Origin of the sequence: Stenotrophomonas rhizophila (assembly GCF_020857975.1) — a bacterium.
GTDB lineage: Bacteria > Pseudomonadota > Gammaproteobacteria > Xanthomonadales > Xanthomonadaceae > Stenotrophomonas > Stenotrophomonas rhizophila_C.
The window spans coordinates 1-21,279 of the sequence record NZ_JACWUO010000008.1; the positions used below are offsets into that span (position 1 = coordinate 1).

Sequence of the window (21,279 nt, forward strand, 5' to 3'; positions counted from 1 at the left end):
ATGCTCGTCATCCTCAACGCCCGCAAACGGGACGCCGAAGTGGCCCTGACAGGCATCTGACAAGACAGTTGCTACCGGCGGACATCCACCAGCAGTCGATCGCATCCAGCACGATGTGGATGAGCAAGCCGATGCCGAACAGCCGCGTCTTCTTCGGAACACACAACCCCGCGTACACCGCGATCGCCGGGGCGGTGTGCAGCGGATGGAAGCCGATGCTGCAGCGGTTGGGGGCATAGATCGGGTCGGCCAGCAGGTGGTCCAGATCGATGATCCAGCCCAGCAGCAACAGCGCCCACGCAGACAGGAAACGCTTGCGCCAGAACATCCAGGCCAACAACGCCGGCACGGCCGCATGCAGCAACAGATGAAAGACAGCGCGGGCGCTCATACCGCTTCCAGGTGCGTGGTGTGGACCACCGGGCAGCGCCCGGCGCTAGCGGCGGCCGGGTGAGGCCCGAAGGCCATCACCCGTCGCCACCGGCTCAGGCCAGCGGCTCGTCGGACAGGTAGGTGTAGCCGGTCAGGCCCGCTTCCAGCGCCTCGGACAGTTCCTGCGCACGCGCCGGCGACAGCTTCGCCGCCCCCACCCGTTCGGCGTAGCTCGCGCGCAGGTCGGCCAGGCTGTAGCCCACGTAGTCGAGCATCACATCGGTGGTGTCGCCGCGGCGCTGCTGGGTGATCGCATAGCCATCGGCGTCGGCCAGCACTTCCACCGCGTCGGTATCGCCGAACAGGTTGTGGATGTCGCCGAGGATTTCCTGGTACGCGCCGACCATGAAGAAACCGATCCGGTAGCTCTCGCCGGACTTCAGCGCGTGCAGCGGCAGCGAGCTGTCCAGGCTTTCGTTCTCGACATAGGTCTTGACCATGCCGTCCGAATCGCAGGTCATGTCGGCGATGATGCCGCGGCGCTGCGGCTGCTCGTCCAGGCGCTCGATCGGCACGATCGGGAACACCTGGTCGATCGCCCAGGCATCGGGAATCGATTCGAACACGCTGAAGTTGACGAAATACTTGTCCACCAGGCGTTCGTTCAACTCGTCCAGCGCCGGGCGGTGGCTCTTTTCGTCATAGCTCAGGCGTGCACGCACGGCATGGGCGATGGCATAGAACAGGTCGTCGATACGCGCCCGCTGCGGCAGGTCGATCTGGCCCAGCGCGTAGCTGGACAGGCCTTCGGCATGGAAGTGCTGGGCTTCCTGGAACAGTTCCACCGCCGGGCGCTGGTCCAGTTCGTCATGGATTTCGCGCAGGTGGCGGATCGCCGCCGGCTCGTCGTCGTGCTGGTCCGGCACGCGGCCTTCCTGCGCCTGTTCCACTTCGGACACGTTGGCGATCAGCACCGCATGGTGCGCGGTCATCGCCCGGCCGCACTCGGTGACGATCCGCGGCGGGGTCAGGCCGTGCTCTTCGCAGGCATTGGCCAGCGGTTGCACGATGTTGCTGGCGTAGGAGGCCAGGCCGTAGTTGATCGAGCAGAAACTGCGCGAACGGGTGCCTTCGTAATCCACGCCCAGGCCACCGCCGACGTCGACGTGGGTGATCTTCGCACCCAGCCGCGACAGCTCGACGAAGTAGCGGGTGGCCTCGCGCATGCCGTTGGCGATGTCGCGCACGTTGGAGATCTGCGAGCCCATGTGGAAATGCAGCAGGCTCAGGCAGTCGGCGTACTCGGTGTCGCGCAGCGACTTCCACAGGTCCAGCAGCTGGCGGGGCGAGAGGCCGAACTTGGCCTTGTCGCCGCCGCTGTTCTGCCACTTGCCCGCGCCCAGCGAGGCCAGCCGCATGCGCACGCCCAGGCCCGGCTTCACCTCCAGCGCCTTGGCTTCCTCCAGCACCAGCTTCAGCTCGGAGGGCTTTTCGATCACGATGAAGGTCTGCAGGCCCAGCTTGCGGCCGATCAGGGCCAGGCGGATGTACTCGCGGTCCTTGTAGCCGTTGCAGACGATCAGCCCGCCCGGGCGCGACAGCGCCAGCACCGCCATCAGCTCGGGCTTGCTGCCCGCTTCCAGGCCGAAGCCCTCGCCGTGATGGCTGGCCAGGGTGCCGGCCACGCCACGGTGCTGGTTGACCTTGATCGGGTACACGGCGGTATAGCCGCCCGGGTACTCCCAATCGGCCTGGGCCTGGGCGAAGGCGGCCTGCAGCTTGCCCAGGCGCTGGCCCAGGATGTCCGGGAAGCGCACCAGCAGCGGCAGCTTGGCGCCGGCGGCGCGCGCGGCATCGACGATCTTCGGCAGGGACACCACCGGGCCGTCCTGGCCTGTCGGTCTCACCACCATGTGCCCCGCCTGATCCACGTCGAAGTAACCATCCGCCCAATGCGGAATCGAGTAGGTCTTGCGGGCTTGGTCGAGGGACCAATCGGTCATTTCAGTGGGCCTGGTTGGTAAAAAAGGGGGTGCATGATAACGCCTATACGGCGACAGCTCCGTTATCATGCGCGCCCGCGCCCGTGCTCAGGCCCCAAACCTGAACGGGCCAACCCGTCCGGACGTGGCCAGCGCCACGCGGCACCGTCGCCAGCCCGGCCCCTACCCTTCCGAACAGGACAGCTTTCCCCATGACTGACAACAACAACTGGTACATCGAGCACTTCGAGCGCACCGGCTCGGCCATCGGCTACCGCCTGAAGGGCAAGCTCGACGAGGTCCAGTCGCCGTTCCAGAAGATCGAGATCTTCGCCACCACCGATTGGGGCAACCTGATGACCATCGATGGCGCCATCATGCTGACCAGCAAGGACAACTTCTTCTACCACGAGATGATCAGCCACCCGGTGCTGTTCACCCATGCCGCGCCCAAGCGCGTGGTGATCATCGGTGGCGGCGACTGCGGCACCCTGCGCGAGGTGCTCAAGCACCAGGGCGTGGAAAGCGTGACCCAGTGCGACATCGACGAGCAGGTCACCCGCATGGCCGAGAAGCACTTCCCGGAACTGTGCGACTCCAACCACGATCCGCGCGCCGAACTGATGTTCGACGACGGCGTGGCCTACATGGCCAGCTGCCCCGAGGGCAGCGTCGACGTGGTGATCGTCGATTCCACCGACCCGGTCGGCCCGGGCGAAGGCCTGTTCAACAAGGCCTTCTACGCCAGCTGCTTCAAGGCGCTCAAGGCCGACGGCATCCTGGTCCAGCAGTCCGAATCGCCGCTGATGCAGCTGGACCTGATCAACGAAATGCGCACCGAGATGGGCAAGGCCGGCTTCGGTTCGTTCAAGACCCTGCCGTTCCCGCAGCCGTGCTACCCGACCGGCTGGTGGAGCGTGACCCTGGCGCGCAAGGGCGAGAGCAGCTTCGACTTCCGCCAGACCGACGCGGCCGCCAAGACCTTCGACACCCTGTACTACACCGCCGCGCTGCATACCGGCGTGCTGGTCACCCCGCCGTTCATCCAGGCGGCGTTGAAGGCCTGATCGGGAAGCGTGCCGACCAACGGTCGGCACCTACCGGTGGTCTTCGCGGTGATGGTCGGCATCAACCGGCTGTCGCCGCGCGCGATGGCGGTCGGCGCCTACCGGCCGCCGCACGATGGCGGTAGGCGCCGACCGTTGGTCGGTGCGGGCCAGGCAACCGCGATCAGATAAAAAAAACCCGCGCTGGCAACAGCGCGGGTTTTTTGTTGTTCCGGGGTAGTGCCGGCCGCTGGCCGGCAGCCGCATCCATCCCGGCTCAGATCGCCCAGATCCCGGCGATCACCGCCAGCACCAGGCCCCACTTGATCACCTGGTAGGCCACCACGCTGCGCTCGCGCAGGGCCTTGGCCTTCAGGCGCACCTTGTAGACCCCGCCAAAAGCCTTGTTGACCCCGCCAGTGGGGTCGCCGGGCAGGTTCGGCGAGGCGCCGCCGGCCAGCAGAGTGGCGGCCACCGCGCGGTTGAACAGCCCCGGCAGGCCGAAGCGCAGCGGACGGGCGATATCGCAGAACAGGATCACCCGGTCGTGCCCGGTCTCGTTGTGCGCGTGGTGGATGAAGGTCTCATCGAACATCATCCACTGCCCGTCGCGCCAGCTCTTCCTGATGCCGTCCACCACGATGTAGCAGTCGTCGTCGTTGGGCGTGGCCAGGCCCAGGTGCAGGCGCAGCGAACCGGCGAACGGATCGCGGTGCGGGCGCAGTTCGCTGCCCGAGGGCAGCTGGGCGAACATCGCCGCGCGCACGTCCGGCAGCGACTCCAGCAACGCGGTGGTCTGCGGGCACAGCGCCTTGGCCGACGGGTGCGAGGGGCCGTACCACTTCAGGTAGAACCGCTTCCAACCGCGCCGGAAGAACGAATTGAAGCCGGCATCGTTGTAGGTGCTGGACGCGGCGATCTTGTCCGCATCGCGCAGCGCCAGCGCCTCGTCGCGGATCATCTGCCAGTTCTGGCGCAGCGGTTCCAGCTGCGGGAACTCCTTGGCCGGGTCCAGGAACGGGGTGGTGGGTACCTTGGAGAACAGGTACATGATCACGTTGATCGGGGCCATGAAGCTGGAATGGTCCAGCAACTGGCGCGACCAGCGCGCGCGCACCTTGCCGCGGTAATGGATGTACAGCACGCAGGCCACGAACAGCACTGCCAGCACGATCTTGGTCATCGGTATTCCTGGACCCTAAGCGGTGGGGTCGGTGCCTGCGGGGCCGGCACCGGTAGGGGACAAGGGACGGGGACGTGCCAGGAGGGGGGCGGCCGCCGTTGTCGCAATCAACAGCGTATGGTCGGCAGCGCCCGGCCTGCGGTCAAGGGTGGCCGCTTGCCCGTTCAGCCCGGCGGTGGCGGTACCGATTGGCCCGGGGCCCGCGGCCGGTTGGTGCGGTGGCGGCCATGCCATTGAATTCCGGGCCAATTGCCAATGATTGAGACGTCATTGTCCGAACCGGTGCGACGGATTGTTCCACCGCCGCCTACGACATTTCTCCGACAAACGCTGGATTGGTGTACCGGCGAGTACTAAAATTAACGAAATCTTAGTACTTTCCCAGACAAGCAGCACCGGTACGCCTGACGCTACGCGCCGACCGCCGGGTCGCACAGACCCTTATGAACACAACGATTGCCCCGTGTGTCGATGACACCGCCCCCGCCGAGCTGCTCAAGCGCGGTGAACGCCTGCTCGAACCCGATGTCTACCGCACCTGCCTGAACGGGCAGCCGGCGGTGATCAAGGACTACACCCGTTACCGCGGCACCCCGCTGTCGCCACTGGCCCGCCTGCTGGTGCGCCGCGAGGCGCGCATCCTGCAGCTGCTCAGCGGCTGGAAGCACGCCCCGGCCCTGCTCGGCACCCTTGGCGGGCTGGCCCTGGGCATGGAGTTCATTCCCGGCCAGACCCTGAGCAGCGCCACCTCGGTGGGCGTGGAGGTGTTCGAACAGCTGCAGTACGCCCTGGGCCGCCTGCATGCGGCCGGCATCACCCACAACGACCTGCACGGCACCAATGTGATGGTCAGCGGCGGCGTGCCGGTGCTGGTGGATTTCACCTCGGCCTGGCGCAGCCCGCGCTGGCTGCCGCTGCACCCGGTATCGCGCCAGCTGCGCCGCAGCGACATGAAGAACCTGCTGAAGATGCGCCAGCGCAAGACCGGCCTGGAACCCACCCCCGCGCAGGCCGCGCTGGTGGCCGACCCGCGCTGGGTGGCCGGCCTGCGGGTGGGCTGGAAACGCTTCTACCGCTGGTTCAAGGGCCACGCCTGAGCATGGCCGTCCGGCCCGCTCAGAGCGCGTCGGCGTCCAGTTCGCCGGTGCGGATGCGCACCACGCTGCCCAGGTCGTAGACGAATACCTTGCCGTCGCCGATCTTGCCGGTGCCGGCCGATTTAACGATCGCCTCCACCACTTCCTCGACCTGGCCGTCGGTGACGGCCACCTCGATCTTCACCTTGGGCAGGAAATCGACCACGTACTCCGCGCCGCGATACAACTCGGTATGCCCCTTCTGGCGCCCGAAACCCTTGACCTCGGTCACCGTGATCCCGGTAACACCGCGTTCGGCCAGCGCTTCGCGCACGTCGTCGAGCTTGAACGGCTTGAGCACCGCCATGACCATCTTCATCTGTTTGGTTCCTTGTTGCCGGCAAGCGAGGATAACGCCTGTCCGCCGATGAACGCGATGCACCCGGCCGGTGCCGGCCGCCACCCCGCGGATTATCCTTACCGTATACACCCCTTCAGCCCGGTCATGGCGCCCCGCCGCCGACCACCCAGCGGAGCACCGCATGATCGACCTCAACCACCTCGACGACCTGGCCCGCCGCCTCAGCGACATGGTTCCGCCGGGCCTGCGCCAATCGCGCGAAGAACTGCAGGCCACCTTCAAGAGCGCCCTGCAGGCCGGCCTGGGCAAGCTGGACCTGGTCACCCGCGAAGAGTTCGACGTGCAGCGTGCGGTGCTGCTCAAGACCCGCCAGAAGCTGGAGGCGCTGGAGCAGGCCGTGGCCGCGCTGGAAGCAGGCCGCCGCGATACGCCCGACGCCTGAGCCGGCGCGCTTACGGCGCCTGCAGCACGAACCGCTCGATCGCCAGCGCCACCCCGTCCTCGGCATTGGACGCGGTCTCGAAGCGCGCGGCCTGCTTGACCGCCGCGATCGCGTTGCCCATCGCCACGCTGGTGCCGGCGAACTGCAGCATGGTCAGATCGTTTTCCTGGTCGCCCAGTGCCATCACCTCGGCCCGGTCGACCCCCAGGTGCTCGGCCAGCCGCTGCAGGCCGGGGCCCTTGCCGGCGCGGTGGTCGAACACTTCCAGGAAGAACGGCGCGCTCTTGAGCACCGCAAAACGGTCGGTGAGCACGGCCGGCAGGCGTGCGATGGCCGCATCCAGCACCTCCGGTGCGTCGACCATCATCAGCTTGATGAACTGCATCGAACGGTCCATGTCCTCCACCCGTCGGTAGGACAACGGCACCTGGGACAGATGCGAATCGGCCACCGTATAGATGCTGATGTCCTGGTTGGGCGTATACATGCGCCGGCCGTCCAGCGCCTGGAAATGGATGCCCAGCTCGCGCGCGACCCGCTCGCAGAACAGGAAGTCATCGAAGCTCAGCGGAAACTCCACCACCCGCTGGCCGGTGCCGATGTTCTGCACCAGCGCGCCATTGCAGGCAATGCAGTAATCCTGTTCGCCCTCCAGGCCCAGCTCGGCCAGGAACGGCGCCAACCCCGAGACCGGCCGGCCGCTGGCCAGCACGATCCGCACGCCCTGCGCGCGGGCGGCGGCGATGGCCTGTTTCACCCGCGGCGTGAGTTGATGGGCCGGGTTGAGCAGGGTGCCGTCCATGTCGATGGCAACAAGGCGGACCGGGCCGTGGCGGCGCTGCATATCCATGTCGTTCAAAATCGTACTGGCAGGGCCGCCCAGTCTAGCGGCCCGCGCCCTGCCCGGCAGAACACCGACCCCAGGCAAGGGCTTGGGCCTACATACCCACGCACGCCACGCGGCCATCATCGGCCTACCCTCGGTCTTCTGGAAACCGCATGAGCCTGGCACTGGTGCACAGCCGCGCCCGCGCCGGCGTCAACGCGCCGCCGGTGCGGATCGAAGTGATGCTGACCGGCGGCCTGCCGCATACCCAGATCGTCGGCCTGCCCGCAGCGGCCGTGCGCGAATCGCGCGACCGCGTGCGCGCCGCGCTGATCTGCTCGCAGTTCGAGTTCCCGCAACGGCGCATCACCATCAACCTGGCCCCGGCCGACCTGCCCAAGGAAGGCGGCCGCTTCGACCTGGCCATCGCGCTGGGCATCCTGGCGGCCAGCGACCAGATCGACCGCCAGCTGCTGGCCCAGCATGAATTCCTCGGCGAGCTGGCACTGACCGGCGAACTGCGCGGCGTCGACGGCGTACTGCCGGCGGCGATCGCCGCGGCCGAACAGGGCCGCAGCCTGGTCATCGCCACCGCCAACGGCAGCGAGGCGGCGCTGGCAAGGCACGCAGACGTACGCGTGGCGCGCACCCTGCTGGAGGTCTGCGCCGGCCTGGCCGGCGGCAACCTGCCGCCGGCGGTGCCCACCGAGGTTGCGGCCGCCACCATCGCCGACCTGCGCGATGTGCGCGGCCAGCAGCACGCCCGGCGCGCACTGGAAGTTGCCGCTGCCGGCAGCCACCATCTGCTGCTGCTCGGCAGCCCCGGTTGCGGCAAAACCCTGCTGGCCTCGCGGCTGCCCGGCATCCTGCCCGAGGCCACCGAACACGAAGCCCTGCAGACCGCCACCATCGCCTCGTGCAGCGGCAGCGGCATCGACACCGCGCGCTGGCGCCAGCGCCCCTACCGCGCACCGCACCACACCGCCAGCGCGGTCGCCCTGGTCGGCGGCGGCTCGTCGCCGCGCCCGGGCGAAATCTCGCTGGCGCACAACGGCGTGCTGTTCCTGGACGAACTGCCCGAGTGGAGCCGCCACGCCCTGGAAGTACTGCGCGAGCCGCTGGAATTGGGCCACGTCATCGTCGCCCGCGCCGCGCGCAGCGAAGCCTTCCCGGCCCGCTTCCAGCTGGTGGCGGCGATGAACCCCTGCCCCTGCGGTTGGGCCGGCGACCGCAGCGGCCGCTGCCGTTGCAGCCAGGACAGCATCCAACGCTACCGCGGCCGCATCTCCGGCCCGCTGCTGGACCGCATCGACCTGCACGTGGACGTACCGCGGCTGGAACCGCGCGCGTTGCGCGACGACGCCCCACCCGGCGAAGACAGTGCCACCGTCCGCGCCCGCGTGATCGCCGCACGCCAACGGCAACTGGACCGCAGCGGCAAACCCAACGCGCAGCTGCTGCCCGGCGAACTGAGCGAACACTGCCGGCTCACCAGCCAGGACCAGCAACTGCTGGAAGATGCGGTGGAGCGGCTGCAGCTATCGGCCCGCTCGATGCACCGCATCCTGCGCGTGGCGCGCACCATTGCCGATCTGGACGGGAGTGGCGCTATCGCCACCGCGCATGTGGCCGAGGCGATCGGGTATCGGCAGTTGGATCGGGGTGGGAGCTAGGGGTGAGCCGGCAGGCGAATCGCAACCTGCTAGAGACCAAGATGGGCGCTGATGTCGGTGAGGGCGACCGGTTTGATCGTGCGCCGCGGGCTGATTTCACCGGGGTTGAGCAGTTCCGGGGCCGCTGGCCGTTTGAGCAGATCAAGGTCCAGTTTCGGCACCTTGACCGGGGCTGTCGTGGCACGCACAGCGGTTGACCGCTTCGCACCGAACAGCTCCAGCTGGTCCTTCATGTACTCCCGGATACGGGCCTGCACCTCTTTTTCAGCGGCGGTGACGGAGGCATCGGTTGTTACATTGGACGCGGTGGCGGGCATGGTGAAACGCCCGAGCGTGAATGTGCCTCCTGTCACGACCATGGTGTTCACGACGTCCTGCAGGCTCACCCCCGGCTTGAGGGAGTAGGCCTTGGTCTTGACATCCTGGTTGAAATGCGCCATGACCCGGTCCTGTATCTCGGTGATGCGGGCCGCATCCAGATGGTTGTGCGCAGAACCGTGCCCGGTGGTGGACTTCAGCCACATGCCGGTTCCGGGCGAGGTGGGATGCTGCATGGTGGAATACCCGCCAATCCGGGTGCCGTCATTGAAGTTGAAACCCGACATCTTGGTGGGCATCCTGAACGCGCTCAATGTGCGAACGACGTCCTCGAATATCTTCGCCTGCGGTTTTGCCAGGTCGCCGGGCGCGATGCCGATGATCAGGTTGCGGACGAACGAGGTGCGAACGAATTCGTCCATTGCGTCCCAGGTAACGCGGTAGATGCGATCAACGGTCTCGGCGGACTTCTTTCCGGTCAATGCTGTCGACTTCATCGCGATCAGGCGCGGAATCCGCGTACCGGTGTCGTGCAGCTTGATCAGGCGCACGCGCGTCAGGTCGATACTGGTCCCTTTGGCGGCAAGGGCGGCCTTGAGCACGTCGGCCACCACCTTGGTGCGTGCATCAAGGTCCTTCAGTCCGCGCGTGGGCAAACGCAGGTGCTTCAGTGCCGCAGACAACGAGCTCTTTGGCTTCGGCGCCTTCTTCATGCCTTTTTTTGCCGGCGTCGATGTGGTCGGGGTCGCCATGGCGACCTTGGTCGCCTTTGCCTTTCCCTTGCCTTTGGATGGCACGGTGCTTCCCTCCCTTCGACTACGCGCGAATGACGGTCACCCAACCAGGGCTGCTGCCAGGCAATAGCCCGCCTTCCGCCCGGCAGCAGGCGGTGAAAGGGCCTTGACCGTGACGGTGACGGTGTTCATGCCCACCTGGACGTACTCACAGAAATTCTCATCCATGTAATCACTGGTCCGCAGGATGATGTCACTGCGGTTGGCCGTTGCGCCGTTGCCTTGCCGGGCATCGATGATTTCCTGGGGAAGTTCGATGCCATTGACGTTCACCGCCAACGCCAGGGGCGCGTCATCCAGCTTCCAGTGCCTCAGCAGAAGGCTCAGATCGCCGACCGTATCGGTGACCTTGAACGCGAGCGTATAGCTGGCCGGTCCCGAGGTCACATCTGCAAGCATCCCTGGCGAAAAGCCCTTTCCTTTGCAGATCAGCGTATTGGTGGGCGATGCTACCAACACCGAACCGTCGCTCCCGCCGAAACAGCCGTCTGCCAGCTTGGTGAAGTTGATGGCGGCATCGTTGCGCGAGGCCACCAGTGGGTTCAACGCCAGGCACTCCATCTGCCACCAGCTCAGGGGCAGCGTCAGCTGATCCGCCACCGCACTGCCCAGGGTGGCCGAGATCGTGTACGCCCCGGCCTGCCCCAGCCGCTGGTGGGAGGCAAGGGCATATTTGGTGTCTACAGTGAGCGTGAAGATGGTGGCGTCCACGTCCGGGAACGCCCCGCTGGGCTTGAAACTCCACTCGGCAGTGAAGGTGAAGTCCGTACCGAACTGAGACAGCTGGGAGGGCGGCAGCACACAGTCGTCCATCAGCATGCGATCGACGATGGCCTGCGGCAGGTCGATGCTGCCGGCCGCATTCAAACTACGAAACTGCATGATATCCCACGGGTATTCCTGCCCGCATACCCAGCCGGCCTTCAGGTTCTCGCGGTCGACCTTCGCGTAGATGCCCCAGTCCTTGATCGAGAATCCATCCTGCAGACCCTGCCCATGCGTTGAGGCCGAGCCGGTTGAGCTGGAGCTGTCTTGTGAATGCTGCCGGGCAAACGCATGGTCGTAGCTCAAGCCCACCGAAAACATGGGCAGGTCCATCATGATGCCGCCCTGCACGTTCACGCCGAACGAGTTGGTCTGCGACGTTGATGAACCCACCGACTGGCCGATGGAGCTGGTCAGTTGCTTGTCGGTCGAATCGCTTCGCGAAGTGGTGATGCTGGAATTGACCGTGATCGGGGAGTAGCCGTGAAGCCGGAACCCCTGGGTCTCGCTCTGGATGCTGGTTGCCAGCGATTTCTGGAAGTTGAAGATGGCCGGGTAGTTCATGTACTGGGTAATCGACCCGGAGCCGATGTCAACATCGTCGCGGTTGTAGATCGAGGCCTTGAGCGCCGATTGGATATGGAACACCGGTACCGAGCGCAGATCGACGGTGGATATCTTCTTGGTTACGAACAGCTTCAGCGCGATGCTGCCGTTTCCGTCCAGCATCTGGCGCTGCTCGATTGCATGCAGATCGGGGATGATCATCGTGGCGTTCTCCTTGCGCGTGTCAGGCAGAGGGCGGCGTGTAGTTGCCGGGGATCAACTGCGGGGGCGCGCCGAACTGCGTGCCATCATTGCCCTTTGTGCCAGGCGTGCCCGGGGTTCCAAGTGCGCCGTCGGTGCCATTGCGGCTATGGTGGCCACCTGAGCCACCCGTCCCCCGTGCCCCGCGCTCTCCCGCTGCGCCAAGCGCGCCGCCACGGCCCGGCTTGGCCATCGCGGTTTGATAGACGAAGAAGTTCGCTCCCTGCTGCGCGGGGGCCAGGTTCACGTGAAGCTGTCCGCCATTGGGGGAGTTGCCGCCCGGCCCGCCCACTCCACCGGTTCCGCCCTGGCCTCCGTCGCCGCCATTGCCCCCATCGGTGCCTTCGCAGCCGGAGTTGCACCCGTTGCCTCCCCTGCCGCCCTGTTGGCCCGGGCCACCGTTCCCCGCAGGGCCGCCATTGCCTCCTTGGCCGGACTGGCCAAATACCACCAGCGGCGCTTGTGGCGACGCGAACGAGGCGATGTTGAGGGACGACAGCACGCTGGGAAGCCCGTCCACCGCGGGGCCGCCATTGTGGCCGTCGTTGCCCTTCAGGCCATTTGGGCCGTGACCACCACTGCCGGCGCCCGTGCAGATGCCGGGGGATGGCGTGCCGGCATTGGAGCCGTGCGAGGCCGGCGGCATCGGTGGGCCGTCATGGCCCGGACTGCCATCGGCGCCCGGCGCGCCAAGAATGCCAATGTGATACGGCAGGGTTCCAGCGCTGACGATGCTGAGCTGGTGGGTCACCCATAGGGTGAACGCGGTATTCCGCAGCACGTAGGAACCGCCATTGAACACCAGGTTTTCGCAGGCGATGAACACCGGCGCGGTACCTGCGGGAAATTCCTTGTTCTCGGTGACGGTGATCTGCTTTGCAATGGTCAGCTTTATCGTCATCGGGAAGCGGCGCTTGAAGAACTCCGATCCGATCTCCGGATCGATCGAGCTCACCGCACCGGTGAGGAAGTCGCTGAAGTGCAGCAGTCCGGCGCCGTAGCAATCCCTGCAGCAGCTTTCGGCCAGGTGGTGCCGCGCGTACGGCCGATGCGCGGGCGTGATGCCAGTCAGTGGGCCCAGCAGTTCCCGGTAGTGCTCAGGGGTTTGCGCTGTCACGGAGGCGTCAAGGGTTTCGCCCCGCTCGATTCTTTCCACGTCGAGATTCAGGCGCTTGGCGAGCTGCAGGATCGACATAGCCACTCCTTCAAGGATGGAATTGGTGCGTGTGAGAGAATTACGCCGATGCGCCGCAGGCTTCGTCCGACCGCAGAGACCTGCGCCCGTTCCAGCTCCGCGCCCGCAGCTCGGGCGCGTGGATCTGCCATACAATTCTTGGAACGGTTTGGAGCAGGCCCCTTGGCCAGGGAACACGCCAGCAGGTGCGCGGAATGAAGCTACTGGACTCCCGCGGCGAGCCTCCGCCCCCATGCGGATGGCGCGCTGCGTTCCGGCGGACCGGCGGAGCGACGGAGCGACGGAGCGACGGAGCGACGCCAAGGCTGCTGTTGCGAACAGTGCGCTTGCTGTAGCGAAAAATTCAATCAGGAATTGCCGCGTTTTTTCGTAGGTTTACTCCTACTCAATGTCGACTCCATCACATCAAAAGTGTGATTTCCATTGTGATCGGGGACGATGAAACGGCGATCCGCTGGAGCAGCTGGTGGTCATCACCATCGCCGGGTGCCGCGCTAACGCGCTGCACCCGAAGCCGAAGCACGCCGCGGCTTCCCCCGCAACATCATGCTGCCGGCCGCGCAGGCCAGCATGGCGATGCCGGCCACCAGGAAGGCATCGCTGTAGGCCAGCAGCAGCGCCTCGCGATGCACGACCTTGTCCAGCAACGCGAACGCCTGCTGCCGCTCCAGTGCATGGCCGCTGCCGTACAGGGCCGAGGCGGCGTCGACAGGTGCCCTGGACAGCATGCGCACCAGTTCGATCACCCGCGCCTGGGTGGCCGCCGAGAACGGCGTCACCGCCTCGCCGATGTGGAAGGCGTGCAGCCGTTCGCGGGTGACGATGAACTGGCTGGCCACTGCGATGCCGATGGCGCCGCCAACGTTGCGCACCATCGAGAACACCCCGGCCGCCGACCCCAGCTCGGACCGCTCCAGGCCTTCCACCGCCATCACGCTCAGCGCCACCACGATCAGCGATTGGCCGATGCCGCGCACGATCAGCGACGGCACGATCACGTTGCTGGCCGCGTTGGCATCCAGGTGGATGTTCATCAGGCAGCCCACCGCCATGATGATGAAGCCCAGCACGATGGCGGTCCTGACACTGGTGCGCTTCATCAGCGGCGGGGTGGCGAAGGACATGATGAACTGCACGATGCCGTAGGGAATCATGGTCTGGCCGATCTGGCGGGCGTTGTAACCGTGCACGTCGGCAAAGTAGTTGGGGATCAGGAACACCACCCCGAACACCACCGCACCGAAGGTGAACTGCATCAGGCTGGCCAGGCCGAAGTTGTAGCTGGACAGCAGCCGCAGGTTGAGGAAAGGTTCCCTGCGTCGAAGTTCGATGGCGACAAAGGCCACCAGGCCCACCGCGGCAACCAGCGCCGCCTCGAGGATGAAGGCCGATGAGAACCAGTCCTTGCGCCCGCCCTCCTCCAGCATGATCTGCAACGCCGACAAGCCCAGCGCCATGGCGATGATGCCGCCCCAGTCGCCGGTCCGCAGCTTCTCCAGGGCCATGGGCTGGGGCCGGATCGACCAGCCGATCGCCGCCAGCAGCAGCAGGCCTGGCGGCACCTGCAGGTAGAAGATCGCCCGCCAGGAATACACATCGGTCAACCAGCCGCCCAGCGACGGCCCCGCCGCCTGGGCAACGTTGTTGGCGATGGCGAACAGGGCCATGCCGAACGGATGCTTCGATGACGGCAGCTCGGTGACGATGAGCTGGAACGACAGCGGAATGAGCACGCCGCCAAAGGCGCCTTGCAGCGTACGCGCCAGGATCATGGCCTGGATGTTGGGCGCGACCGAACAGGCCAGCGAGAACAGCACGAAGCCGGCCGCGCCCACCATCAGCACGCGGCGGATGGTGAACACCGAGGCCAACCACGCGGCCAATGGAATGACGATGATCTCCGCAACCAGGTAGGCGGTGGTGATCCACGAGCCCTCCTCGAAGGTGGCGCCCAGCGAGCCGCGCACATCGGGCAGCGAGGCATTGGTGACGTGCACGTTCATGCCGGCCATGAAGCAACCGACCACGCCCCCGATCACCGCCACCCAGGCGCGCAGCGAAACCCTCTCTTCGGACTGAACGGCTGCGGCGGCGCTCATCGAGCGGGCGCCGGACGCGTATCGATCTCGGCCACCACCGACATCCCCGGCCGCAGCGAGGCAAGCCTGGGTTGCCCGGCATCCACCGCGATGCGTACCGGGATGCGCTGGACGATCTTGGTGAAGTTGCCGGTGGCGTTGTCCGGCGGCAACAGCGCGAACTGGGCGCCGGAAGCGGGCGCGAAACTGTCCACGTGCCCGGCCAGCGCCTGCCCGCCCAAGGCGTCGACCTCGATCTGCACGCGCTGGCCCGGCGCAACGCCTTCCAGCTGTACTTCCTTGTAGTTGGCGACGATGTAGACCTGGTGCGGCACCACGGCCATCAAGGGCGCACCGGCCCCGACATAGTCGCCCATCCGTACGCTGCGCTGGCCGACGGTGCCGGCGATCGGCGCGCGGACCACGGTGTGTTCCAGTTCCAGGTTGGCCAGCGCAAGGCTGGCCTGGGCCTGCAGCAATGCGCCCTGGGCTTCCTCCAGCGCGGCGGTGGCGCGCTGGCGTTCGGTGGCCAGCACGGCAGCGTAGTCAACGCTTGCCGCCGCCGTGGCGCGCGTGGCCTCCACCGCCGCCGCGTTGCGCGTGGCACTGGCCTCGGCCGCTTCCAGGTGCCTGGCATCGGACGCCTGCTGGCGGGCCAGCGTCTGCTCGCGCCGGTACTCCAGCGTGGCCTGGCGCAGGTCGGCCTGGCGCGCACGCACGTCGGCGCTGGCAGCGGCAATCACGTTGCGTTGCCGCTGGCGCTGCGCATCCAGGTTGGCAATGGCCGCCTGCTGCGCCATCACCTTGGCGCGGGCCACTGCGACGGCACCTTCGGCCTGGGCCACGCGGTTGCGATAGTGGCGGTCATCCAGCCTGGCCAGGATGTCGCCGCGGGCGACACGCTGGTTGTCGCCCACCTGCACGCTGGCGATATAGCCGGCAACGCGCGGGCTGATGGTGGCGATGTCGGCGCGGACATAGGCGTTGTCGGTGCCGACCATGAAGCGGCCCGCGGTCCACCAGTGGATGCCGGCGGCAAGCGCGGCCAGGGCAAGCAACAGCAGGGCGGCCAGCACCAGCGGCCTGCGCATCATCGGCGGACGGCGGCCGGCCATATCGACAGGTGCACCGTGTGGGGGAGTGGTATCGGTCATGGTCATGTTCAGAGGGTGGGGGAAGGGGACCGACGCGCGGGGTCGGCGCGGCGGGTGATCACCGGGGTGTGCACGGCGGGCGCCTGCTCCCAGCCGCCACCGAGCGACTTGAACAGCGCGACCTGTCCCAGCGCCAGGTCGGTCTCGGCCGCGGCCAGCGCCGCATGCATCTGCGCGTCGCTGCATTCGGCATCCAGCGCATCCAGTTCGCTGGCCGCGCCGGCGCGCTGGTCCAACCGGGCCAGTCGCATCGCCGCGCCGCTCTGTTCGGCGGCGGCGGTCAACGCATCGCGCTGGCGCCGTGCCGCCTCATGGGTGGCCAGTGCCTGTTTGACGTCTTTCAGCGTGACCAGGATCACCGCGTCGAAACGCGCGAGCGCGGCCGCTTCCTGCGCCTGGGCCTGCGCTATCTGCGCGCGCGCCGCGCTGACGTTGGGAAAGTGCCAGGAAAGTACCGGCCCCACGTTCCATGCGATGGCACTGTGGTGGCCCAGGTCGCCCACCTCCGGCGCCGAACCGGCCACCGTGCCGAGGATGGACACGCTGGGATAGAGGCTTGCGGTGGCCACGCCAATGCGCGCGGTGCTCGCTTCCAGCCGACGCTGCGCCTGGCGGACATCGGGCCGGCGCTGGAGCAGTGCGGTAACGTCCCCGATCGGGATGGGCGCCTTCAGCTGCGGCACGCTGGCGCAGCTGCCCGCCGCGGCGGCCAGGTCGTCGGGCGGCCGCCCGGCCAGCACGGCCAGTTCGTACAGGGCGTTGCGCCGCCCGGCCTGCAGCGCCGGCAGCGCCGCCTGGGCCTGCCCGGCCAGTGCGGATGCACGCGCCACCTCCAGTGCCGTGGTACCGCCGGCAGCACGCAGCGCGGTCTTCAGCGCCAGGCGCCGCGTTGCCAGTGCCAGCGAGCGTTGCGCCACACCTGCCGCGCTGGCGTAGCCGCAACTGTCCACGTAGGCGCGCGTGGTTTCGGCGGCCACCACCACCCGCATGTTGTCCTGCGCGGCTTCGGTCGCCTCGGCGTCGGCCCGCGCGGCCTGCACGGCGCGCGCGATCCGGCCGAAGAAATCCAGGCTCCAGCCGGCCGACACCCCCGCGCCATAACGCTGCCCGGTGCGCACCTCGGTCTGGTCCAACGCAGCGGCGATCTGGTCGCTGACCGTGCTGCCATACCCGATGTCGCTGGACACCGTGGTGAGCGGAAGCCGCGCTCCCTGGCGTTCGCGCAGCACCGCGCGCGCTTGGCGCAGGTTGGCTGAGGCCACCTGCAGATCGCGGTTGTTTTCCAGCGCCTCGGTCACCAACGCGTCCAGCGCCGGGTCGTCATACAGGCGCCACCATTGCGTGGCCGCAGGGGCCGCCACCACCGCACTGCCCACCTGGCCGAGCGAGGGCGGCGCGCCGATGGTCGAACGGGGCGATCCCGCGGGGCCAACGGCACATCCGCTGGCGGTGGCGAGCAACAGACACAACAGGGGGGCGCGCAAAGCAGTCATGGGCGGGGCATGTGGAGGGCTGTGGCCGGGGGTCCACATGACACCACCATCGCCGCTGTCCTTCTCCCGGCTGGCGGACTACCATCGTCTAGATATGGACACCCCGCGCACAGTAAGCGATTGCCACGCCACCGACCGCCCGGTGGCGGCCCTGGCCACCTGGCACCCCCATGGCGAACACATTGCCCCGCACCGGCATTCCCGGGCGCAGCTGGTGCACGCCCTGAGCGGGGTGATGACGGTGCAGAGCGCCACGGGCAGCTGGGTGGTGCCGGCGGGACGGGCGGTGTGGATGCCCGAAGACATCGAACACCGCATCCATATCGCCGGCGACATCGCCATGCGTACCCTCTACGTCGCGCCGCAGGCCCGGCCGAACCTGCCTGCCCGTTGTGAGGTGATCGAGGTGTCCCCACTGCTGCGCGAGGCCATCATCGCCGCCACCGGGATCGGCCTGCACTACCCTACTGCAGGCCGCGACCACCGGGTGATGGAACTGATCCTGGACGAGATCGAAAGGGCGCCCCGGTTGGGGCTACACGTGCCGTTGCCGCGCAATGCCCAGCTGTTGCGCCTGTGCCAGCGGATGATCGCCGAACCGGCCGAGCCGGTGACGCTGGAAAGCCTGGCCGCCCAGATGCATGTCAGCGGGCGCACGGTGGCACGGCTGTTCCACCGCGAAGTGGGGATGAGCTTCGGGGACTGGCGGCGGCGGATGTGCCTGCTGCTCAGTCTGCCGCGCCTTGCGGCCGGGGCATCCATCCTGGAGGTGGCGCTGGAGCACGGCTACCTCAGCCCCAGCGCGTTCTCGGCGATGTTCCGTAGAGCGCTGGGCGTATCGCCCACCGACTATCTGGTCTCCAGGGAGTAACCGGCAAGGGCCTCCATTCAAGCCTTGTGTACGGCGTTGCGCCCATCGAGACGCAGCAAGACGGCGCCCCCAACAGACAGACTATTCCTGGACGTGAAAAGGCCGGGAAAAGCTGGGCCCCCCGCCTTGTGACGCCCCATCAGAACCCTGCTGCCCTGCCACTGCGGGAATGGAAGAACGGGCAGTCCCTGCTCAGACCGCCTCATCCACCACGCGTACCAGCTGCCAGCATGGGCGCCGGGCGAAGTGGTAGCGCTGCTGGTTGCTGGTGTTGGGCGTACTGATGAGCACCGTCATGCCGCCATCGGGCTGACCGCTGACCGAAATCTCCCTGCCCGCCTCGGGCAGTGTCGCCGGATCGGGCATCACCGGCCAGGTAACCTCGCGCAGGGCGATGTTCTCGCTGACCATGCGCGGCTCCGGCTCGGCGTTCACGTCCACCCGCTCGCTGGGCAGCGGATCGGCCACCGCCGTTTCCTGCAACGCGATCTCGCTGCCGAAGTGGCGCAGGAAGGTATCGAACCGGGGGTATGCGCATGCCGCGGCAGGCGCGGCGGCCGCCGGTGCGTGGATGGCCGTCGGCGGTGCGGTGGGCGCTGGCGCAGCGGCGGTGGAAGGTTCGGATTGGCAGGCGCTCAATGCCAAGCCGAAGATGACCGCCAGCAGCGGCAGGCAATGATGGAACAAGGGATCCTCCTGATCGTGTCGCAGCGGTGCCAAAGGGCAGCCATGCGCAAAGCATAGCCAACCTGGCGCGCCGCGGTTGGCCGAATGCGCGCCTCCAACCGGCTGGACGTCCACGCCACACCGCTGCACCATGGCCGCATGCGCATCGAACATCTGACCCTGCCAGTGTCCGACCCGACCGCCATGGCCGGTTACTTCCAGCACACGCTGGAGTTGCCGGTCGAGCATGACCGGGTACAGCTGGGCTGGACCACGCTGCAGCTGCTGCCGGCCGGCGGATTGCCGGTAGGTGGCGTGCACCTGGCTTTCAACGTGCCGCACAACCGTTTCGCCCAGGCCACCGCCTGGCTGGATGCGCGCGCGCAGCGGCAGCGCAATGCCGAAGGGCAGCAGCACTTCACCTTCGGCGGGCGCTGGGATTCCGAATCGATCTACTTCACCGGCCCCGACGGGCTGATCCTGGAGCTGATCGGCCGGCGTCGCCTGCCCGGCTCGGAGCGGCGCGGCGCCTTCCACGGCAGCGAGATCACCTGCATCAGCGAAGTGGGATTGCCGGCGGCCAGCGTGGCCGACGTGCAGGCGCGTGCCGATGCGGTATTCGGCTTGCAGCCGCTGTCGCCGCCCACGCCGCGGTTTGCCGCGCTGGGCGACGACGAAGGGCTGTTGATCGTGACCGATGCCACCCGCCGCTGGTTCCCCGAGCAGCGGGTGTTGCCCAATGCGCAGGGCCTGCACGTACGGGTGAGCGGGGTCACCGCGGCGGCGGCGGTGCTGGACGATGCGGCACTGGGCTGGTGCGTGCAGTCGGAGTGAAACGATGGCGTGCGGTCGCGACTGCACTGCCTGTTCCCGACCCAACATCGCGGTAGGTCCGGCCCATGGCCGGACGCACCGGGTTCGGGCATCACCCTTCCCGGGTAGACCGGGCGTACCTTTGGGTTGTTCGCCGATTTACGGAGAGTCAGCTGCGAACTAAGCCCTTGGATCAAAAGCAGTGCCCGACGCAGGCTCGACCTTTTGTCTGGCTTGGAGTGCCTGGAGCTGTTCTGGCCAAGTCACCAAGCCAGTGAAGACGACCGGCGGCGGGTCGCGTAAGACAATGTGGTTGAGGCTTGGGGTACATCGATACTCCATGCCGTTAGGAGCCAACGTCTGATGCCTGATTGGGCTGCAGAACGCTGTGATTTGAGCCAAGGCCGGAACCTGTACGCCCGCACCCGGATCTCAGCCCATGCTCATGCCACGTGCCTGGCTCGCCTGCTGCTCGCGTGCATCCTGAAGCTGCTGCGCCTGCTGGCGCTGCTGCTGTTCCTGGCTGACCACCCCGAACCGCTGCAGCGACGCTTCCACCGGCGTCTGTGCGGCCTGCTCGGTGGGCATATGCGCACGCTGGTGCGCGGGGTTGTTCAGTTCACCCTGGACAACGAACACGTTATGTCCCGCAGGCTTGTCGGCAGTGGCATTGCTCAGCACCACATGGTCCACTCGATCCAATCCATTGCCCTTGGCCAGGACCAGCAGGCTGGCCGTCATCCGCTCACTGGTCGCATCGAAGCTGCGCCCGTGCCTGGCATCCAGCGCCGTCACCTGTTCGCGTATCTGCTGGTAAAGCGCGTGGTCGGGATGACCGCCCTGCATCGGCGTCATCGCCACCGGCGGCACCGGTGCGTGGAGTACTGGTGCGGCCGGCGCGTTCTCCTGCGACTGAGCAGGCAGCGCCTGACTGCGCTGCGGGTGATCATCGATGGATTGGCGCTGCGTGGTACCGGGCGCGGCAGGCTGCTGTGAGGTGTCCTGGGTCCGGGCGCCCGTCAGTGGAACCTGGTGTTCTTGCTGCGCCGATGGCACGGGCTGCATGGGAGCCGGTTGACCAACATGCATGTCCTGTCGGGTCGAATCATCCACCGCCGCCGGTGCCGGCTGCACCTCCGGTTCTGGCCGTGGCGCGTCGCGCTGGGTGAACGGCTGAATTTGTTCAGGGCGTTCCGGGGCGATCGGCGGCGAAGCAGCAATGGGCGCGGAAGCGGCTGCCATCGTCACTGCATCAGGTGCAGGGTTTGCATCACGTTGCCGCTGTGCATCGACTGCTGCTTGCGGCGCTCGGGTTTCTTCCATCTGCGGAGCGTGCACGTTGACTGCCGCCAAGGCCGCCACCC

Annotated in this window: 19 protein-coding genes; 6 read left to right on the forward strand and 13 right to left on the reverse strand. The window is 67.1% G+C overall.

Annotated features, from left to right (window positions below):
• Nucleotides 1-13: 13 nt before the first annotated feature.
• A complete protein-coding gene (locus IC535_RS09585) occupies nt 14-391 on the reverse strand; it encodes a DUF6122 family protein (RefSeq protein WP_228886024.1) in 378 nt (125 codons plus the stop codon).
• Nucleotides 392-485: 94 nt separating this feature from the next.
• Nucleotides 486-2,375 carry an arginine decarboxylase gene (speA, locus tag IC535_RS09590; RefSeq protein ID WP_228886025.1) on the reverse strand — a complete coding sequence of 630 codons (1,890 nt, stop codon included), beginning with the start codon at nt 2,373-2,375 and terminating at the stop codon, nt 486-488.
• A gap of 191 nt (nt 2,376-2,566) precedes the next feature.
• Between speA and speE the strand changes: the two genes are divergently transcribed.
• Entirely contained in the window at nt 2,567-3,421 is an 855-nt protein-coding gene (speE, locus tag IC535_RS09595; protein ID WP_228886026.1) for a polyamine aminopropyltransferase, read from the forward strand.
• A 256-nt stretch (nt 3,422-3,677) separates the two neighbouring features.
• Here the strand turns inward: speE and IC535_RS09600 are convergent, their stop codons facing one another.
• Complete coding sequence (locus IC535_RS09600) at nt 3,678-4,583, reverse strand: aspartyl/asparaginyl beta-hydroxylase domain-containing protein (RefSeq protein WP_228886027.1); 906 nt, start codon at nt 4,581-4,583, stop codon at nt 3,678-3,680.
• Between the two features lie 443 nt (nt 4,584-5,026).
• On the opposite strand from IC535_RS09600, the gene IC535_RS09605 reads away from it, so the two are divergent.
• The gene (locus IC535_RS09605) at nt 5,027-5,680 is read left to right on the forward strand and encodes an RIO1 family regulatory kinase/ATPase (RefSeq protein WP_228886028.1); all 654 of its coding nucleotides are present in this window, start codon (nt 5,027-5,029) and stop codon (nt 5,678-5,680) included.
• 19 nt (nt 5,681-5,699) lie between these two features.
• On the opposite strand, the gene IC535_RS09610 is transcribed toward IC535_RS09605, so the two are convergent.
• Entirely contained in the window at nt 5,700-6,038 is a 339-nt protein-coding gene (locus tag IC535_RS09610) for a P-II family nitrogen regulator (protein WP_228886029.1), read from the reverse strand.
• Between the two features lie 163 nt (nt 6,039-6,201).
• Between IC535_RS09610 and ubiK the strand changes: the two genes are divergently transcribed.
• Entirely contained in the window at nt 6,202-6,462 is a 261-nt protein-coding gene (ubiK, locus tag IC535_RS09615) for a ubiquinone biosynthesis accessory factor UbiK (RefSeq protein WP_228886030.1), read from the forward strand.
• A 10-nt stretch (nt 6,463-6,472) separates the two neighbouring features.
• Here the strand turns inward: ubiK and yidA are convergent, their stop codons facing one another.
• A complete protein-coding gene (gene yidA / locus IC535_RS09620) occupies nt 6,473-7,312 on the reverse strand; it encodes a sugar-phosphatase (protein ID WP_228886031.1) in 840 nt (279 codons plus the stop codon).
• A gap of 149 nt (nt 7,313-7,461) precedes the next feature.
• On the opposite strand from yidA, the gene IC535_RS09625 reads away from it, so the two are divergent.
• The gene (locus IC535_RS09625; protein WP_228886032.1) at nt 7,462-8,961 is read left to right on the forward strand and encodes a YifB family Mg chelatase-like AAA ATPase; all 1,500 of its coding nucleotides are present in this window, start codon (nt 7,462-7,464) and stop codon (nt 8,959-8,961) included.
• Between the two features lie 29 nt (nt 8,962-8,990).
• Here IC535_RS09625 and IC535_RS09630 read toward each other — a convergent pair whose 3' ends face one another.
• The 6 genes from IC535_RS09630 to IC535_RS09655 form a co-directional block, all read right to left on the reverse strand.
• Nucleotides 8,991-10,076, reverse strand: coding sequence for a hypothetical protein (locus tag IC535_RS09630; RefSeq protein ID WP_228886033.1), 1,086 nt, complete (start codon nt 10,074-10,076; stop codon nt 8,991-8,993).
• A 36-nt stretch (nt 10,077-10,112) separates the two neighbouring features.
• Nucleotides 10,113-11,606 carry a hypothetical protein gene (locus IC535_RS09635; RefSeq protein ID WP_228886034.1) on the reverse strand — a complete coding sequence of 498 codons (1,494 nt, stop codon included), beginning with the start codon at nt 11,604-11,606 and terminating at the stop codon, nt 10,113-10,115.
• Nucleotides 11,607-11,628: 22 nt separating this feature from the next.
• Nucleotides 11,629-12,840, reverse strand: a complete 1,212-nt coding sequence (locus IC535_RS09640; protein ID WP_228886035.1) for a hypothetical protein — start codon at nt 12,838-12,840, stop codon at nt 11,629-11,631.
• Between the two features lie 494 nt (nt 12,841-13,334).
• Nucleotides 13,335-14,939 carry a DHA2 family efflux MFS transporter permease subunit gene (locus tag IC535_RS09645; RefSeq protein ID WP_228886036.1) on the reverse strand — a complete coding sequence of 535 codons (1,605 nt, stop codon included), beginning with the start codon at nt 14,937-14,939 and terminating at the stop codon, nt 13,335-13,337.
• Nucleotides 14,936-16,072: an HlyD family secretion protein gene (locus tag IC535_RS09650; RefSeq protein WP_228886037.1), complete on the reverse strand. Its 1,137-nt coding sequence runs from the start codon at nt 16,070-16,072 to the stop codon at nt 14,936-14,938. The genes IC535_RS09645 and IC535_RS09650 overlap by 4 nt, the downstream gene beginning before the upstream one ends.
• An 8-nt stretch (nt 16,073-16,080) precedes the next feature.
• A complete protein-coding gene (locus IC535_RS09655; RefSeq protein ID WP_228886038.1) occupies nt 16,081-17,565 on the reverse strand; it encodes an efflux transporter outer membrane subunit in 1,485 nt (494 codons plus the stop codon).
• A 37-nt stretch (nt 17,566-17,602) separates the two neighbouring features.
• Between IC535_RS09655 and IC535_RS09660 the strand changes: the two genes are divergently transcribed.
• Nucleotides 17,603-18,436, forward strand: coding sequence for an AraC family transcriptional regulator (locus IC535_RS09660; RefSeq protein WP_228886039.1), 834 nt, complete (start codon nt 17,603-17,605; stop codon nt 18,434-18,436).
• A gap of 192 nt (nt 18,437-18,628) precedes the next feature.
• Here IC535_RS09660 and IC535_RS09665 read toward each other — a convergent pair whose 3' ends face one another.
• Nucleotides 18,629-19,123 carry a hypothetical protein gene (locus IC535_RS09665; protein WP_228886040.1) on the reverse strand — a complete coding sequence of 165 codons (495 nt, stop codon included), beginning with the start codon at nt 19,121-19,123 and terminating at the stop codon, nt 18,629-18,631.
• 138 nt (nt 19,124-19,261) lie between these two features.
• Between IC535_RS09665 and IC535_RS09670 the strand changes: the two genes are divergently transcribed.
• Nucleotides 19,262-19,936 (forward strand): VOC family protein, encoded by a 675-nt coding sequence (locus IC535_RS09670; RefSeq protein WP_228886173.1) that lies wholly within the window; start codon nt 19,262-19,264, stop codon nt 19,934-19,936.
• Between the two features lie 411 nt (nt 19,937-20,347).
• Here IC535_RS09670 and IC535_RS18850 read toward each other — a convergent pair whose 3' ends face one another.
• Entirely contained in the window at nt 20,348-21,238 is an 891-nt protein-coding gene (locus IC535_RS18850; protein WP_429000380.1) for an XVIPCD domain-containing protein, read from the reverse strand.
• Between the last annotated feature and the right edge of the window lie 41 nt (nt 21,239-21,279).